The following is a 14,618-nucleotide window of genomic DNA, read 5'->3' as shown; positions in this document are numbered from 1 at the left end:
GCGCCGGTCACGACGGCCGTGACGACGAGCGTCAGCTGCAGCGCGGCCCGCCGCTCCGACGGCGACGCGGGGCGGATCGGCCGGGCCCCGACCTCTCCCAGCCGGCCGGAGCCCAGCACCAGTGTCACGACGGCCAGCACCATCGCGGCGGCCGACACCGAGAACGCCGCGGACCACCCGACGACCTCGCCCAGCAGGCCGGCGACCAGCGGCGCGGCGAGTGCGCTGAGTTGGATGCCCACGTAGAACAGGGAGATGCCGGCCTCGCGACCGATCTCGTCGTCGCGGTAGAGCAGACCCAGCAGGGAGGTCAGGTTCGGCTTGAGCAGTGCGGTTCCCGCGCTGACCAGCACCAGGCCGGTGGCGACGAAGGTCCACCCGCCCAGCGCGAGCCCGACGTAGCCGGCACCGATCAGCACGGCCCCGCACAGCAGGGCGTTGCGGGTGCCGAGCAGGCGGTCACCGACCCAGCCGCCGGCCAGCGACAGCATGAACGTGGTCCCGAGGTAGGCGCCGAAGAGCGTGGCGGCGGTCGGCGTGGCCAGGCCGAGGCCGCCGTCGGCGACGGAGGCGCTCGCGAAGAGCACGAGGATCGCCTGCGTCCCGTAGAAGCCGAACCGCTCCCAGAGGTCGACGAGGAACAGCACCCCGAAACCACGGGGCCGGGCGGGATGACCGGGTGGCGCCCCGGAGGCGACGTCGGCGGGGGTCTGGTCCGTCGTCACAACATCCTCCTGGGCGGTGCTCGGTCTAGACCCACAGGTGCAGGTCGTAGGTCTCCAGCCACTCGTCGAGATGCAGGGCCATCTCGATCTCGATGCGCGTCAGCCGGGCGGTCGCGGTCGGGTCGCGCCGCACGTCGCGGACGATCACGGGGTTCAGCAGGGGCTCGATCCGTTCGGCGCCGACGGCCAGTCGCTTGGCCAGCTCCTGCTGCACGTGGGTGTCGTAGGCCGTGTCGTTGGAGACGGGGTAGCCGGACTTCGGCCGCTCCAGCACCGACGTGGGCAGCAGATCGGCCACGGCGCGCCGCAGGAGCGTCTTCCACCGGCCGTCGCCGGTCTTCATCGACAGCGGCACGTTGAAGACATACTCCTGGAGCCGGTGGTCGCAGAACGGCACCCGCACCTCCAGTCCGGTGGCCATGCTGAGCCGGTCCTTGCGGTCGAGCAGCGTGCGCATGAACCGGGTCAGGAAGAAGTACGTGCACGCCCGGAACCGCGCCTCCCGCCCCGACTCGCCGGGCAGCCGCGGCACGGCCGCGGCCGCCTCGAGGTACTGGTCGGCCTGGTAGCCGCGCACGTCGATGCGCTCGGTCACCGGCCCGAACAGGGCGGGCATCCCGAGGTTGTGCGCCAGGGTCCACGGCAGGGTGCCCGGGCCGCCGTACTCGGGGTGGTGGAACCAGGGGTACCCGCCGAACAGCTCGTCCGCGGACTCCCCGGTCAGGGCGACGGTGCAGTGCGGGCGGACCGCCCGGAACAGCAGGTGCAGCGAGATGTCCATGCTCCCCGGGCCGGCGATCAGCACCGGCCAGTCCATGGCCTGAACCACCGCGGTCCGGATTTCGCTGCGGATCATCTCGCCGTTGTCGAGCACGATGTGGCGCTGCTCGGTACCGAGGTGGTCCACCACCTGCTGCACGTAGGGGGAGTCGGGCGTCGGGTGCGTCAGGTCGGGTTCGAAGTTGTGGAGGTAGCCGGCGAAGTCGACGGAGAACGTCCGTACCGGTTCGGCGCCGGGCCGGCCGGACCGGGCCGCGAGCGCGGTGAGGGTGCTGGAGTCGAGCCCACCGGAGAGCAGCGTGCCCAGCGGCACGTCGGAGACCATCTGGCGGGTGGTGATGTCCTCCAGCAGCCCGCGCACCGTGTCCACGGTGGTGGCCTCGTCGTCGGGGTGCTCGTGGGCGGTCAGCTGCCAGTACCGGTGCAGCCGGGCGCCGCCGCGCCCGACGGTGAGGGTGTGGCCCGGGGCGAGCTCGGGCATGCCCGAGATCACCGCCCCGCCGGGGGCCTTCACCCCTCCGAAGAGCTCCCGCAGGCCAGAGGCGTCGACGGTGCGGCCGGCCAGCGGGTTCGCCAGCAGCGCCTTGGGCTCGGACCCGAACAGCACGCCCGTGGGCAGCAGCTGGTAGTAGAGCGGCTTGATCCCGACGCGGTCGCGGACCAGCAGCAGCTCCTCGCGCCGCAAGTCCCACACGGCGAACGCGAACATCCCGTTGAGCCGCTCGGCGAACCCGCGGCCCCACTCCAGGTAGGCGCGCAGCACCACCTCGGTGTCGCTACGGGTGCGGAAGCGGTGCCCGCGTGAGGTTAGCTCCGAGCGCAGCTCAGGGAAGTTGTAGACCTCTCCGCTGTAGGTGATCACCGCGGCGGGGCGGCCGTCGTGCTCGGCCACCATCGGCTGCGTTCCGCCCTCGAGATCGATGATCGACAGCCGGCGGTGGCCCAGCGCGACGTGGTCGTCGATCCAGATGCCCTCCGCGTCGGGGCCACGCAACGCCATCGTGTCGGTCATCGCCGACACGGTGGCCGTCTCGGTACGCAGGTCACGGTCGAAATCCACCCATCCGGCGATGCCGCACACGGGGGTCTCCTCTCACCAGTCGACGGGCAGGGTGGCCGGAGCGCGGGCCGTGAGGCCGACCTTCCAGGTGAGCCACGAGGCCGGCACCGACAGGTGCACGGTCTCGGGCAGGGCGGCGATGAGCGTGGTCAGCGCGACCTGCAGCTCGAGGCGGGCGAGCTGGGCGCCCAGGCAGTGGTGCACGCCGAAGCCGAACGCGAGGTGCGGGTTCGACGGCCGTTCGATGTCGAACCGGTCGGGATCGGGGAAGACCGTCTCGTCGTGGTTGGCCGAGCCGAGCGCCGCGATCACCGCGTCCCCGCGGCGGATCAGGGTGTCGGCGACGGTCACGTCGGCCACGGCGACGCGCAGCTGGGTGCCGGTGAGCACGTAGGGGTTGAACCGCAGCAGCTCCTCGACCGCCGCCGGTACGAGCTCGGGTCGCGCGCGCAGGGCCGCCAGCTGCTCGGGGTGCTGCAGCAGGGAGAACAGGCCCGTGCCGAGCGAGTTGGAGGTGCTCTGGTGCCCGACCGTCATGAGGATCATCGCGAAGTCGACGAGTTCGGCCTCCGACAGCGTTCCCGCCTCGTCGCGGGCGTGCACGAGCAGCCCCAGCAGGTCGTCGGACGGCGCGGCCCGGCGGCGCATGACGAGCTCGTGCAGGTAGCCGGTGATCCGCCCGCGGGCGGCCCGGACCTCGTCGGCCGTGTGCCCGCCGAGGCTGAAGATCACCTCGCTCCAGGCGTGCAGCCGGTCCGCGTCCTCGTGCGGGACCCCGAGCAGCTCGAAGATCACCTTGATGGGCAGGCTCAGCGCGAAGCACGACAGGAGGTCGACCGGCCGCGGCGCGACCAGTACGAGCCGGGCCTGCTCCTGGGCGAGCTCCTCGATGCGGGGGCGCAGGGCCTCGATCCGGCGGACCGTGAACGCCCGCATCACCAGGCTGCGCAACCGCGTGTGGTCGGGTGGGTCCATCCCGAGGATGGTGTCCGGGCCCGGCCGCGAGTTGCCCATCCGCGGAGCGTCGTCGGCCTCGGCGGCGGCCCGGCTGAAGCGGTCGTCCGACAGCGCGGCCCGGACGTCGGCGTAGCGGGTGAGCAGCCACGCGTGGTCGCCGCTGGGCAGGACCACCCGTGCCACCGGCCGGTCCCGGCGCAGGACGCCGAACTCCTCGGGCAACCGTTCGAGCTCCGTCGTCGCGAACGGGAACGAGAGTTCCGTGGTGGCCGGTTCGGTGGTCATGGTGTGCTCCTGGTGGGGGCGACCGCCTTGGCGGCGACGTGCAGGGCGGCGGCTCGCCCGTCCGGGTCGGCCGCGAACGGCGAGAGCGCGAGGGTGGTGACTCCGGCGTCGGCGTACGCGCGGATGCCGGCGGCGATCCGGTCGGGCGGCCCCAGCAGGGCCGTGCGGTCCAGGAACTCGAACGGGACCGCGGCCGCCGCCGCCGTGTGCTCGCCGGCGGCCGTGTGGTCCTGAATGCGGTCGGCGGCCGCGCCGAACCCGGCGTCGACCATCAGCCGGTGGTAGATGTTGCTGCCCCGCCGGCCCAGGCTCACGAACCGGGCGACGTACCCGCGCACGGCGGACGCGGCCCGCTCCGGGTCGTCGTCGACGACGATCGGCACCGACGGCATCACCTCGAAAGGCCGGCCGGCCCGATCGCCTGCGCCCCCCTCGGCGAGGAGCGCGCGCGCGGCCACGATGCGTTCCGGCGAGCAGAACACCCCGAACCAGCCGTCCGCGATCCCGCCGGCCAGCCGCAGGCTGCGCGGGCCCACCGCGGCGAGGTAGATCGGCAGGTCGGGCGCGTGCAGCCGGCCGGCGAGCAGGAACCCCTCGTGCCCGTCGAGCGGCATCCGGAAATGGACGCCGTCGTGCTGGACACGTTCGCCGGCCAGCGCCGCCCGGACCACAGCGACGTACTCGCGGACGCGCCCGATCGGGTCGGCGAACGGCTGGCCGTGCCAGCCGCTGGTCACCGCGACGTTGGACACCCCGAGGCCCAGCCGGAACCGGCCGTGCGACAGCGCGTCGAGCATCGCGGTCGTCATCGCCGTCATCACGGGGGTGCGACCCGGCATCTGCAGTACGCCCGCCGCCAGGTCGATGGTGGTGGTGGCCCCGGCGAGCAGCCCCAGCACGCTGGGCGCGTCGGAGCGGTACCCCTCGGGCACGAACACGACGTCGTAGCCCAGCCGTTCGGCGAGTTGTGCCGTGCCCACGGCGTCGAGCGCGGGGACGTTGACGCCCAGCCGCATGACGACCTCCTTCTCGGTGATCGGGCTTCTCGGTGATCGGGTCAGGACAGGACGGCGGCGAGCCCGTTGGCCAGCAGCGCGAGCACGGCCAGGCCTGTGCGCAACAGGTTCCAGTTGCGCCACAGCGGCCGTGGGTCGCGCCACCCGGGCGGGAGCCCGTCCGGATCGGTGGTTTTGACCACCCGGTTGATCGGCACGTTCGCGAGGTGCGACACCGTCGACACCCCGAGCAGGGCCACCGCGGCGACGGCGTACACCGCGGTGGTCGCGCCCCCCGGTGCCACGATCGCCAACGCCGCGTCGAGCGCCGTGGAGCTGAGCACCACCACCGGCATCGTCGGGTCCCAGTTGCGACCCAGCAGCTGGTGGGCGTACACGTACCGGTCGGCCGGCATGAGGGCCAGCGCCGGCACGACGCTCAGCGCCACGGCGAACAGCACACCCGCGGTCAGGCCGCTGCCGAGCAGGGCCAGCACCTGCAGGCCCGCCGTCAGCGACCCGCCGGTCACGGCTTGCGGCCGGTGACGAGGATGTCGTTGGTGGCCAGCAGCTCCGCGGAGACGTCGACGAAACCGGCCTCGGTGAGCCAGCCCTCGCAGGCGTCCACGGCGTACTCGGAGCCGCCGTGGGTCACGACGAGCATGGTCAGGCTCGTCATGTAGTTGTTCAGCGGGCTGAGCTCGTCGTCGAGCATGGGGTCGTAGACGAGCAGCGTGCCGCCCGAGTCGAGAGCGTCGAACGCCTTGCGCACGAGGATCCGGCGCCGCTCCTCCGACCAGTCCTCCAGGACGTGGCCGATGATCGCGACGTCGGCGGCGGGCGCCGGGTCGGCGAAGAAGTCGCCGCCGACGAACGACACCTTGTCGGTCATCCCGAGTGCGGCGATGTGCTCGTCGAACACCGGCTCGACCTCGGGCAGGTCGAAGACCGTCGCCGTCATGTGCGGGTGGGCCTTGACCAGGGTGGCGGCGATGTTGCCGCGGCAGCCGCCGATGTCGACGAGCCGGGTGTGGTCCGACCAGTCGTACACCTCCGCGAGCACCGGGCCCACCGCGCTGTTGAGGGCGTCCATCATCGCGACGAAGTCGCGCATCTGCTGCTCGTCGCGGTAGAGGTGGGTGAACATGTTGTCGTCGCCGTGGCCGGCGATCTGCGACTCGCCGGTGCGCAGCGACTCGGTGAACCCGGTCCAAGCCGGGTACAGCACCCGGTTGGACCGGTCGAGGAACTTCCCGACGTAGTCGGGCCGGCCCACGACGAGGTAGGTGTCGGCGGCCGCCGCGTTGCGGAAGACCCCGTCCTCGCGGTGCAGCAGGCCGAGGCGGACCAGGGAGTTGAGGAACTCGCGCGAGCCCCTCGGGTGCAGCCCGAGGAGGTCGAGCAGCTGCTCCTCGGTACTCGGACCGTGCTCGGCGAGCACGGTGAACAGCCTCAGCTCGGTGGCGGTCAGCAGGACCTTGGCGTCGCAGAACGCCATGCCCAGCGCCACGATCCCGTTGAGGTCCAGGGCTGTCGTTTCGGTAGCGGTCATCGGCTGGATTCCTTTCGCCGGTGGGCGTCCGGGGTCGGCCCGGACGGAGCGGTGCGGAGCGAGATGTTGCGCACGGCAGCTCCGGCGGCACTCGAGAGTTCCTGGTGCCGCGCTCCCGACCGCAGGTGGACGTCCCCACCAGCGCCGTGCAGTACCTGTTGCCCGGTGGCCTGACCCGGGGCCCGACCGACACCCTCGGAGGAGCCCGATGGATCTGGGACTGGCGGAACGCACGGTGCTGGTCACCGGCGGCAGCGGCGGCATCGGCCGTCGCATGGTCGCCCGCTTCGCCGCGGAGGGGGCGCGTGTCGCGTTCACCTACCGCGCAGGCAAGGAACGGGCGGAGGTGCTGGAGAAGGAGATCCGCGAGGCGGGCGGGGAGGCGCTGGCCGTCCCGATGGACCTGACGGACCCCGGTTCGACGACCGCGGCCGTCGACACGGTCGCGCCGGTCCTCGGCCCGGTCGAGGTGCTCGTGGTCAACGCGTCGGCGACCGGCGGGCCGGCCCCGCACCCGGTGGACTTCGTCGACGTCCCGGCCGCGACCTGGGTCCCCCAGCTGCGGACCGAGATCGAGGGCGCGTTCCACACCGTTCAGGCCGTGCTGCCGGGCATGTGTCCGGGCGGGTGGGGCCGCATCGTGTTCATGTCGGCGAGCATCGTGGACCGCGGCCGTCGCGGGGAGCAGGCCTACACGGCCGGCAAGTCCGCCCTGCACGGGTTGAACCGGTCGCTCGCGACGGAACTCGCGAGTGCCGGCGTGCTGTGCAACGTGGTGGCGCCCGGCCCGACGATCACCGAGGGGCTCCTGCCGAAGCTGCCGCCCGCCCTGCGCGCCGCGATCGACGGCCGCCCGCCCCGCGAGGCCAGGGCGCTGCTGGACGAGGGAATGCCGCACCTGGCCTTCTCCACGGTCGACGACGTCGTCAACGTCGTGCTGTTCCTCGCCTCGGCGGCCAACGGCAACGTCACCGGTTCGGTTCTGAACGTGGCGGGTGGCCGGTGAGCGTTGAACCGTTCTCCCCGATCGGCGCGCTGGGCCGGCTGAACCCGTTCCACTGGTCGGCCGGGCTCGTCCTGCGCGGCCTGGCCGAGCTCGAGGTGGCCGACCACCTCGCGGCGGGCCCCCGCACCGCGGCGGAGCTGGCCGTGCTGGTCGGGGCACATGCGCCGAGCCTCGAGCGGTTCCTGCGGGTGTGCGTGCTGCACGGCGCCGTCGAGCCGGCCCCGGACGGGGCGTTCGCGCTCACCGCCGACGGCCACCTGCTCCGCTCGGACGTGCCGTCGCTGCGCGGGTTCGTCATCGCGGTGAACGCGCCGGGGATGACGCGGCCGTGGGAGCGCGTGGCCGACGTCGTGCGCACCGGGCGACCCGCCACCGAGGACGTGTGGGGCGTGGACCACTGGGAGTACTACGCCACCCATCCCGACGAGGGCCGCTACTACGCCCAGACCTGTGCGTCCCTGGCCGAGGAGGCGGGCCGGGCACTCGCGGCGAGCGTGGGGTTCGACGGCGTGCGCACGCTCGTCGACGTCGGCGGTGGCCCGGGGGCTGCGCTCGCCGCGGTGCTGCACGCCCACCCGCACGTCACGGGCGTGGTGCAGGAGCTGCCGTGGGCCGTGCCCCACGTGCACGAGCTGCTGGCGGCGGAGCGGCTCGCCCACCGGGTCGAGGTGGTGACCGGTGACTTCCGGGCCGGCGTCCCGGCCGGCGGCGACGCCTACCTGCTCAAGAACGTGCTCTGCGATCTCGACGACGACGCGGCGGCCGCGCTGCTGCGGCGCTGCCGCGACGCGGCCGGGCCCGATGTCCCGGTCTGGGTGCTCGACTGGGAGTACGGGCCGCAGACCTCGCACGTCCACGCGAACGACGTCGAGTTCATGGTGCTCAGCGGGGGCCGGGCCCGCTCCCGCGCCGAGTACGCCGATCTGCTGCGCGGCGCCGGCTTCGCCGCGGTCCGGCAGCTGCGACTGGCCGGGTGGGAACGGGCGCCGATCGCGCTCGTCGAGGCCCGGCGCGATCCCAATTCTGTCCGCCCCGACCGAACGGAGCTTCCATGACCTCCACCACCGACCGCCCCGACACCGTTCCCGTCCAGGTCGCCGCCTGCGACGGCGCGCCCGTGGTCGGCCCGCCGGAGACCCAGCGCGTCGCCGAGCTCGGGTGGGCCATGTGGGCCAGCGCGGCCGTGCAGGCGGGGGCCCAGCTGCGGCTGGCCGACGCCGTGGGGGAGGAGCCCGCCACCGTGGCCGAGATCGCCGCCGCCGTCGGCGCCGACGAGACCGCGCTGAACCGGCTCCTGCGGTCCCTGGTGGCGTTCGGCGTCTTCACCCAGGCCGGACCGGGGCGGTACGCGCACACGGCGGCGTCGCGGGCGCTGCGCTCCGACGCCTCCGACGGCCTCGCCGACATCATGCTGACCGGCTCGCACTGGGGTTGGCAGATGTGGGGCGAGCTGGCCGCGAGCGTGCGGTCGGGGCGCTGCGCGTTCACCGAGCACTACGGCAAGAACCTGTTCAGCTACTTCCACGAGGACGACAACCGCGCGGGCGAGCTGTGCCTGCGCGGGTACGCGGCACAGTCGCGGGCGATGAACCCCGGCGTGGTCGCGGCCCTGTCGATGGCCGGGATCTCGACGTTCTGCGACGTCGGCGGGGGGCACGGCAGCCTGGTGGCGTCGCTGCTGGAGGCGCACCCGCAGGTCCGGGGCGTCCTCTACGACCGCCCCCACGCGATCGACGCCCTGCTGCCCCAGCTGCGCACCGGGCCGCTCGCCGCGCGGTGCACCGCGATCGTGGGCGACTGCGCGGAGTCGGTGCCCGCGGCCGAGCTCTACCTGATCCGGCAGGTGCTGCACATGTGGGAGGACGAGGACTGCGAGACGGTGCTGCGCAACTGCGCCAGGGCCGGGGGGCCGGGCGCGCGGATCGTGCTGCTCGAGCAGCTGGTCGAGGACCCGCCCGAGACGCCGTGGGACGCGCTGATGGACCTGCACATGCTGCTGGTGATGGGCGGGCGGGAACGCTCGGCGCAGCAGTACGCCGACATGTTCGTGCGGGCCGGTCTGCATCCGGTCGGGGTGACTCCGACCGGCACGCCGCTGCGGCTGCTGGAGGCGGTGGTCCCGGGCTGAGCCGTCCCGGGGCCGGGCCGGGCCCGCCCGTCAGCGGACCCGGTCCTGCTGCGCGCCCACGCGCAGCTCGAGCATCTCCGTGTGCGTGATCGGCGCCGCCTTCTGGATGAAGTCGAGGATCAGCGCGAGCTGCTCGCCGGAGTAGCCCGCGCAGAGGTCGGTGATCGATCTCGACAGCGACGAGAACAGCGGCGCGACGCGCTCGACCACACCCGGCATGGCGGTGATGATCACCCGCCTGCGGTCCTGCGCGTCGCGGCTGCGGGACACGAAGCCGGCCTTCTCTAGCCGGTCGACCGCGAACGTGATGCCCCCGGTGGTGAGTCCGTTCTCCGCGCCGAGCCCGCCTGCGGACATCGGTCCGATCCTGGCGAGCGCGTCGAGGATGTTCAGGTCACTGAGGTTGAGCCCCAGGCGCTCGGCGATGGCTTGCTGGAACAGCACCGACTGCGCGACGAGGTTGCGCAGCTCGAGATCGAGCAGCGCGACGGTCGCGGCGGCGTCGTCCGGCGATGACGTTGACATGACGGTACCTCGTGGCTATCTTAGTCACTGGCTTAATTGGCCACTGGCTATCTGGTCAAACTCGTACACACAGGCCTTGTGACGTTAGGCGGCGGCCGACCACCCGGCAAGCGGACGGGCCGTCCAGCGCGCGACATCCCGAGAGGAACTCATCGATGTCCGAACCCACCGAAGACCGCGTGCTCGCCGACGCGGGCACGCCCGACCCGAAACGCTGGTTGGCGTTGGTCGTGGTGCTGTTCGCCGCGTTCATGGACCTGCTCGACTCCACGATCGTCAACGTGGCCCTGCCCTCGATCCAGCGTGAGCTGGGCGCGAGCTACTCCCAGGTGCAGTGGGTGGTGGCGGCCTACCTGCTCGCCTTCGCCGTCGTCCTGATCACCGGTGGGCGGCTCGGCGACATCGTCGGCCGCAGGCGGATGTTCCTCATCGGGGTCACAGGCTTCACCGTGGCGTCGATCTTCTGCGGGTTCGCCGCCACCCCCGAGATCCTGATCGGGGCGCGCGTGCTGCAGGGGATCATGGCCGCCTGCATGGTGCCGCAGGTGCTGTCGATCATCACCGCGACCTTCCCGCCCGCCGAGCGGGGCGGCGCGCTCGGCGCCTTCGGCGGCATCGCGGGCCTCGCCACCGTGGGCGGCCCGATCGTGGGTGCGGCGCTGACCAACGCCGACCTGTTCGGCCTCGGGTGGCGCGCCGTGTTCCTCATCAACGTGCCCGTCGGCGTGATCCTCGTGGTGGCCGCACTGCTGGTGGTCCGGGAGTCGCGGGCCACCGACCGTCCCCGTCTCGACATCGGTGGCGCCGCGCTCGTCTCCGCGGGCCTGCTCCTGCTGCTCTTCCCCCTCGTCGAGGGCCGCGACCTGGGCTGGCCCGCATGGCTGATCGTGCTGGCCGTCTGCTCGGTGCCGGTGCTGGCCCTGTTCGTGATGCAGCAGAAGCGCCGTTCCGCAGCCGGTCGCGACCCCCTGCTGCCACTTCAGCTGTTCGCCAGCCGCTCGTTCTCGGCGGGCCTGATCGCCAACTTCATCTTCTTCGCCGTGGTCACCGGCCACTTCCTGATCTACACGATCTTCCTGCAGGAGGGCCTGGGCTACTCGGTGCTCGCGGCCGGCCTGACCGGGCTGCCGTGGTCGTTCGGCACCAGCTTCGGCGCCGCGTTCTCCGCCACCGTGCTGACGGCCAAGCTCGGCCGCAAGGTGCTCGTCATCGGGTCCGTGCTGCTCGGGCTTGGCCTCGGTGGCCTCGCGCTGACCGTCGCGGTGCAGGGAGCCGACGTCCAGCCGTGGCCGATGCTGCCCGCGCTGCTGGTGGGCGGCCTCGGCATGGGCATGATCGTCGCCCCGATCCTCGACTTCATCCTCTCCGACGTCGACTCCGAGCAGGCGGGTGCTGGGTCGGGCGTCGTCAACACCGTGCAGCAGATCGGCGGCGTCGTCGGCATCGCCGTCATCAGCACGATCTTCTTCGGGCTGCTGGGCCCGGCCACCACCACCGCCACCGGCGACGCCCGCGTGCTGGCGGCGGCCTCCGCTCTGGAGCGCACCATCGCCGTCCAGATCGGGTTGGTGGTCGTGGTGCTGCTGCTGGTCTTCCTCCTGCCCAGGCGCACCTCGCACTCCGAGGACAGCTGGGCATCGGGCCCGGCCCCCGTCGCGGGTCAGGGCAGCGTCGCTGGGCAGGTGGCCCGATGAGCGCCGCCCCCACCGGTCACGTGGTGGTCGTCGGCGGCGCAGTGGTCGGGCTGTCCACCGCCCTGTTCCTGGCCCACCACGGCGTCGCCGTCACGGTCGTCGAGCGGCACGCGGCGGCCCTGCGGCATCCCCGGGCCCGCATGGTCAACCCCCGCACGATGGAGCTCTACCGCCAGGTGGGCATCGAAGAGCAGCTGGTCGCGGCCCGCTCGCTCACCGCCGACCTCAGCGCCAAGACGATGATCGGCGCACCCACCCTCGCGGGACCGGAGAGCTTCTCCACCCCGATGCGCGACGAGCTGCCGGAGCTCACCTCCGACATCACCCCGTGCACCTGGTGCGCGATCGACCAGGACCGGCTCGAGGAGATCGTCGCCAAGCGCGCCGCCGGGCTCGGGGTGCGGCTGCGCTTCGCCACCGAATGCACCGGCCTCACCCAGGACGGTGAGGGCGTCACCGTCGCGCTGCGCGACGCCGCCACCGGCGCCACCGAGACCCTGCGCGCCGACTACTTCGTGGCGGCGGACGGCGGACGCAGCCCCGTGCGGACCGCGCTCGGGATCTCCTCCGACGGGCCGGGGATCTTCATGGAGACCCTGTCGGTGGTGGTGCAGGCGGATCTCTCGGCCGCCCTGCGCGGGCGCGACCTGGGCCTGGGCTACTTCGAACAGCCCGCACCCGGAACGCTGCTGATGCCCCTGGACGGCTCGCGGTGGGTGTTCTACACCCCGCACCCGACCGACGGGGACGCCGCGACCGTCGACGACGCGGTCGCCGTCGAGCTTTTCCGTGCGGCGATCGGGCAGCCCGACCTCGTCGTCGGCGCGCCGGAGGTGCAGATCGCGGCCACCGGCGAGACCGTGCTGGGCTTCGAGATCGGGGCGCAGGTGGCCCGGTCCTACCGGGACCGGCGGGTGCTGCTCGCCGGGGACGCCGCGCACACCATGCCCCCCACGGGCGCGCTCGGGGCCGGCACCGGCGTCCAGGACGCCCACAACCTGGCCTGGAAGCTCGCCGCTGTGCTCGGCGGGACGGCCGGGCCGGAGCTGCTGGACACCTACGAGTCCGAGCGCAGGCCGGTCGCGCAGCTGACCATGGCCTTCGGGATGGCCGAGATGGCCGACCGCACCGGCGACGAGGACGAGGAGCAGCGGCCCGGCTACGCCGCGACGCTGCTCGGCTACGTCTACCGCGAGGGTGCCGTCGTGGCGCAGGACACGGGGGCCGACGGCCCGGCGGCGCTCGATCCGGAGCTGCTCGGCCGACCCGGCACCCGGGCCCCGCATGTGCCGCTCGTCCTCGACGGGACGGCGATCTCCTCCCTGGACCTCTACGGGAGCTCGTTCGTGCTGGTCGCGGGGCCTGACGGGCAGTCGTGGGAGTCCGCCGTACAGCAGGCCCGGGACCGTCTCGCGCAGCCGCTGGCGGTGTACCGGATCGGCGACGGGCCGACCGATCCGTCCGGTCGCTGGGCCGATGTCCACGGTGTCGGCGCCGACGGCGCCGTCCTGGTGCGGCCCGACGGGTTCGTCGCCTGGCGGGCCCCGGGCGTCGGAGCCGATCCCGGGGCGGAGCTCCTCGGGGCGCTGGCCCGGGTCCTGAGCCTGCCGGCGCCATCCCGAACCCCCGTTTCCGCCATGTCCGCACGTGGCGCCGTCGCAGAAGGAGACCAGCCATGACCTCGTCCGACATGATCAAGCAGGAGTTCGCCGCGCCGCTCGGCGCCGCCGACACCGGCACCCTCACCATCACCGGTGGCGCCAGCAACCTGACCCTGACCGGCACCGAACTGCCCGACCAGCTCTACCAGGCGTGGTTCCGGGACATCACCCCCGAGATCGACGCCGCCGCGGGTGTGGTCGGGGTGCACAACCGCCGCCGCCCGCACCCGTTCTCGCGCAATCGCGGGTCCGGCCAGATCCTGCTCAGCGACGCCGTCGAGTGGGCCGTCGAGATCGCCGGCGGTGCCTCCGCGGTCACCGCCGACCTGTCCGGCGTCGGAGTGCGCCGGGTGTCGGTCGCCGGCGGCACCGCCGACATCTCCCTGACCCTGCCCGCCCCGGTCGGGGTGGTGCGGCTGCGCTTCGTCGGCTCGGCCAGCCGGCTGGCGATCCACCGGCCCGCGGGCACCGGGATCGGCTTCTTCGTCGGTGGCGGGGCGTCGCGGATGGTGGTCGACGGCCGGCACGTCGTGGCCGTCGGACCGGGACACGAGGAACGCAGCAGTGCCGCCAACCGCTACGAGCTGGAGATCACCGGCGGCGCCAGCGAGCTGAGCATCGACAACGGCTGACGCGCGGCCGAGGAACCCTGGAGTGCACCGATGTCGTTCTTCCTGACCGTCTACGTCGTCGACTTCGTCGTCGCGATCGTGTTGTTCCCCGTCTGGCTGGCCGCGGCATTGCTGGTCGGTCGGATCAGCAGGCACCCCGAGCCGGGGCGGGTGCGTCGGCCGGCCGTCGCGGCGGCCGTCGTGATCGGGCTCGGCCTGCTCCTGCTGGTCGCCCGGTTCGTGCTCGTCGGCGGCCAGGCGCAGTCCGGGATCGAGCTCGTGACCGACCGCAAGCTGGTCACGCTGCTGATGATCACGATTCCGGCGGTGGCGGTCGTCCTCCTCGCCCTGCCCGGGCTCGCCGCCGTCCGGCGCGCGGCCCGGTCGGGTGAGCCCTCGGCACTACGCGTGGCGGCCACCTCGCCGCGCCTGCTCGTGCCCGTAAGGCTCACCGCGTTCGGGGCGGTCGGCGGAATGCTCGAGCGCTTCCTCCCGCCGGCCCGGGCGCTGTGGGCGGACCTGCTGGTCTACGGGCTGGTGATGGTCGCCGCAGCCGTCGTCATCGCCGGGCTGAGCCTGGATCCACCGCCGCGGTTCGCGTGACCCGCTAGTTGATCTTCTGGTGGATTGGAGGGTGGA

At 72.9% G+C, this 14,618-nt stretch carries 14 protein-coding genes; 7 read left to right on the top strand and 7 right to left on the bottom strand.

The window, feature by feature from the left end; genetic code table 11:
• The 6 genes from BGP03_RS32440 to BGP03_RS32415 all read right to left on the bottom strand — a co-directional run.
• The coding region (locus BGP03_RS32440; RefSeq protein WP_299738595.1) for an oligopeptide:H+ symporter at positions 1 to 725 on the bottom strand (725 nt) is incomplete at its 3' end.
• Between the two features lie 25 nt (positions 726 to 750).
• Positions 751 to 2,586: an asparagine synthase (glutamine-hydrolyzing) gene (gene asnB, locus BGP03_RS32435; protein ID WP_298798387.1), complete on the bottom strand. Its 1,836-nt coding sequence runs from the start codon at positions 2,584 to 2,586 to the stop codon at positions 751 to 753.
• A 12-nt stretch (positions 2,587 to 2,598) separates the two neighbouring features.
• Positions 2,599 to 3,807, bottom strand: a complete 1,209-nt coding sequence (locus BGP03_RS32430; RefSeq protein WP_298798388.1) for a cytochrome P450 — start codon at positions 3,805 to 3,807, stop codon at positions 2,599 to 2,601.
• The gene (locus BGP03_RS32425; protein WP_298798389.1) at positions 3,804 to 4,823 is read right to left on the bottom strand and encodes an LLM class flavin-dependent oxidoreductase; all 1,020 of its coding nucleotides are present in this window, start codon (positions 4,821 to 4,823) and stop codon (positions 3,804 to 3,806) included. The genes BGP03_RS32430 and BGP03_RS32425 overlap by 4 nt, the downstream gene beginning before the upstream one ends.
• A gap of 41 nt (positions 4,824 to 4,864) precedes the next feature.
• Positions 4,865 to 5,332, bottom strand: coding sequence for a DUF1772 domain-containing protein (locus tag BGP03_RS32420; protein ID WP_298798390.1), 468 nt, complete (start codon positions 5,330 to 5,332; stop codon positions 4,865 to 4,867).
• Entirely contained in the window at positions 5,329 to 6,354 is a 1,026-nt protein-coding gene (locus BGP03_RS32415; RefSeq protein ID WP_298798391.1) for a methyltransferase, read from the bottom strand. Before BGP03_RS32415 ends, BGP03_RS32420 begins: the two co-directional genes overlap by 4 nt.
• A gap of 208 nt (positions 6,355 to 6,562) precedes the next feature.
• Here BGP03_RS32415 and BGP03_RS32410 point away from each other — a divergent pair, with 208 nt between their 5' ends.
• The 3 genes from BGP03_RS32410 to BGP03_RS32400 are packed head-to-tail and all read left to right on the top strand — an operon-like array spanning position 6,563 to position 9,488.
• Positions 6,563 to 7,360 (top strand): SDR family NAD(P)-dependent oxidoreductase, encoded by a 798-nt coding sequence (locus tag BGP03_RS32410; RefSeq protein WP_298798393.1) that lies wholly within the window; start codon positions 6,563 to 6,565, stop codon positions 7,358 to 7,360.
• Positions 7,357 to 8,415 (top strand): methyltransferase, encoded by a 1,059-nt coding sequence (locus tag BGP03_RS32405; protein ID WP_298798395.1) that lies wholly within the window; start codon positions 7,357 to 7,359, stop codon positions 8,413 to 8,415. Before BGP03_RS32410 ends, BGP03_RS32405 begins: the two co-directional genes overlap by 4 nt.
• Positions 8,412 to 9,488 carry a methyltransferase gene (locus tag BGP03_RS32400; RefSeq protein WP_298798397.1) on the top strand — a complete coding sequence of 359 codons (1,077 nt, stop codon included), beginning with the start codon at positions 8,412 to 8,414 and terminating at the stop codon, positions 9,486 to 9,488. The genes BGP03_RS32405 and BGP03_RS32400 overlap by 4 nt, the downstream gene beginning before the upstream one ends.
• Before the next feature lie 30 nt (positions 9,489 to 9,518).
• On the opposite strand, the gene BGP03_RS32395 is transcribed toward BGP03_RS32400, so the two are convergent.
• Entirely contained in the window at positions 9,519 to 10,013 is a 495-nt protein-coding gene (locus BGP03_RS32395; protein WP_298798399.1) for a MarR family transcriptional regulator, read from the bottom strand.
• Between the two features lie 155 nt (positions 10,014 to 10,168).
• On the opposite strand from BGP03_RS32395, the gene BGP03_RS32390 reads away from it, so the two are divergent.
• The 4 genes from BGP03_RS32390 to BGP03_RS32375 are packed head-to-tail and all read left to right on the top strand — an operon-like array spanning position 10,169 to position 14,582.
• The gene (locus tag BGP03_RS32390; RefSeq protein ID WP_298798400.1) at positions 10,169 to 11,707 is read left to right on the top strand and encodes an MFS transporter; all 1,539 of its coding nucleotides are present in this window, start codon (positions 10,169 to 10,171) and stop codon (positions 11,705 to 11,707) included.
• Complete coding sequence (locus BGP03_RS32385) at positions 11,704 to 13,386, top strand: FAD-dependent oxidoreductase (RefSeq protein WP_298798401.1); 1,683 nt, start codon at positions 11,704 to 11,706, stop codon at positions 13,384 to 13,386. Before BGP03_RS32390 ends, BGP03_RS32385 begins: the two co-directional genes overlap by 4 nt.
• A complete protein-coding gene (locus BGP03_RS32380; protein WP_298798402.1) occupies positions 13,383 to 14,000 on the top strand; it encodes a hypothetical protein in 618 nt (205 codons plus the stop codon). The genes BGP03_RS32385 and BGP03_RS32380 overlap by 4 nt, the downstream gene beginning before the upstream one ends.
• A gap of 30 nt (positions 14,001 to 14,030) precedes the next feature.
• Complete coding sequence (locus tag BGP03_RS32375) at positions 14,031 to 14,582, top strand: hypothetical protein (protein WP_298798403.1); 552 nt, start codon at positions 14,031 to 14,033, stop codon at positions 14,580 to 14,582.
• Positions 14,583 to 14,618 lie beyond the last annotated feature (36 nt).

It is taken from the genome of Pseudonocardia sp. 73-21 (genome assembly GCF_001899645.1).
In the GTDB taxonomy this organism is placed as follows: Bacteria; Actinomycetota; Actinomycetes; order Mycobacteriales; family Pseudonocardiaceae; genus Pseudonocardia.
This window is presented reverse-complemented; position numbering and strand designations above follow the sequence as displayed.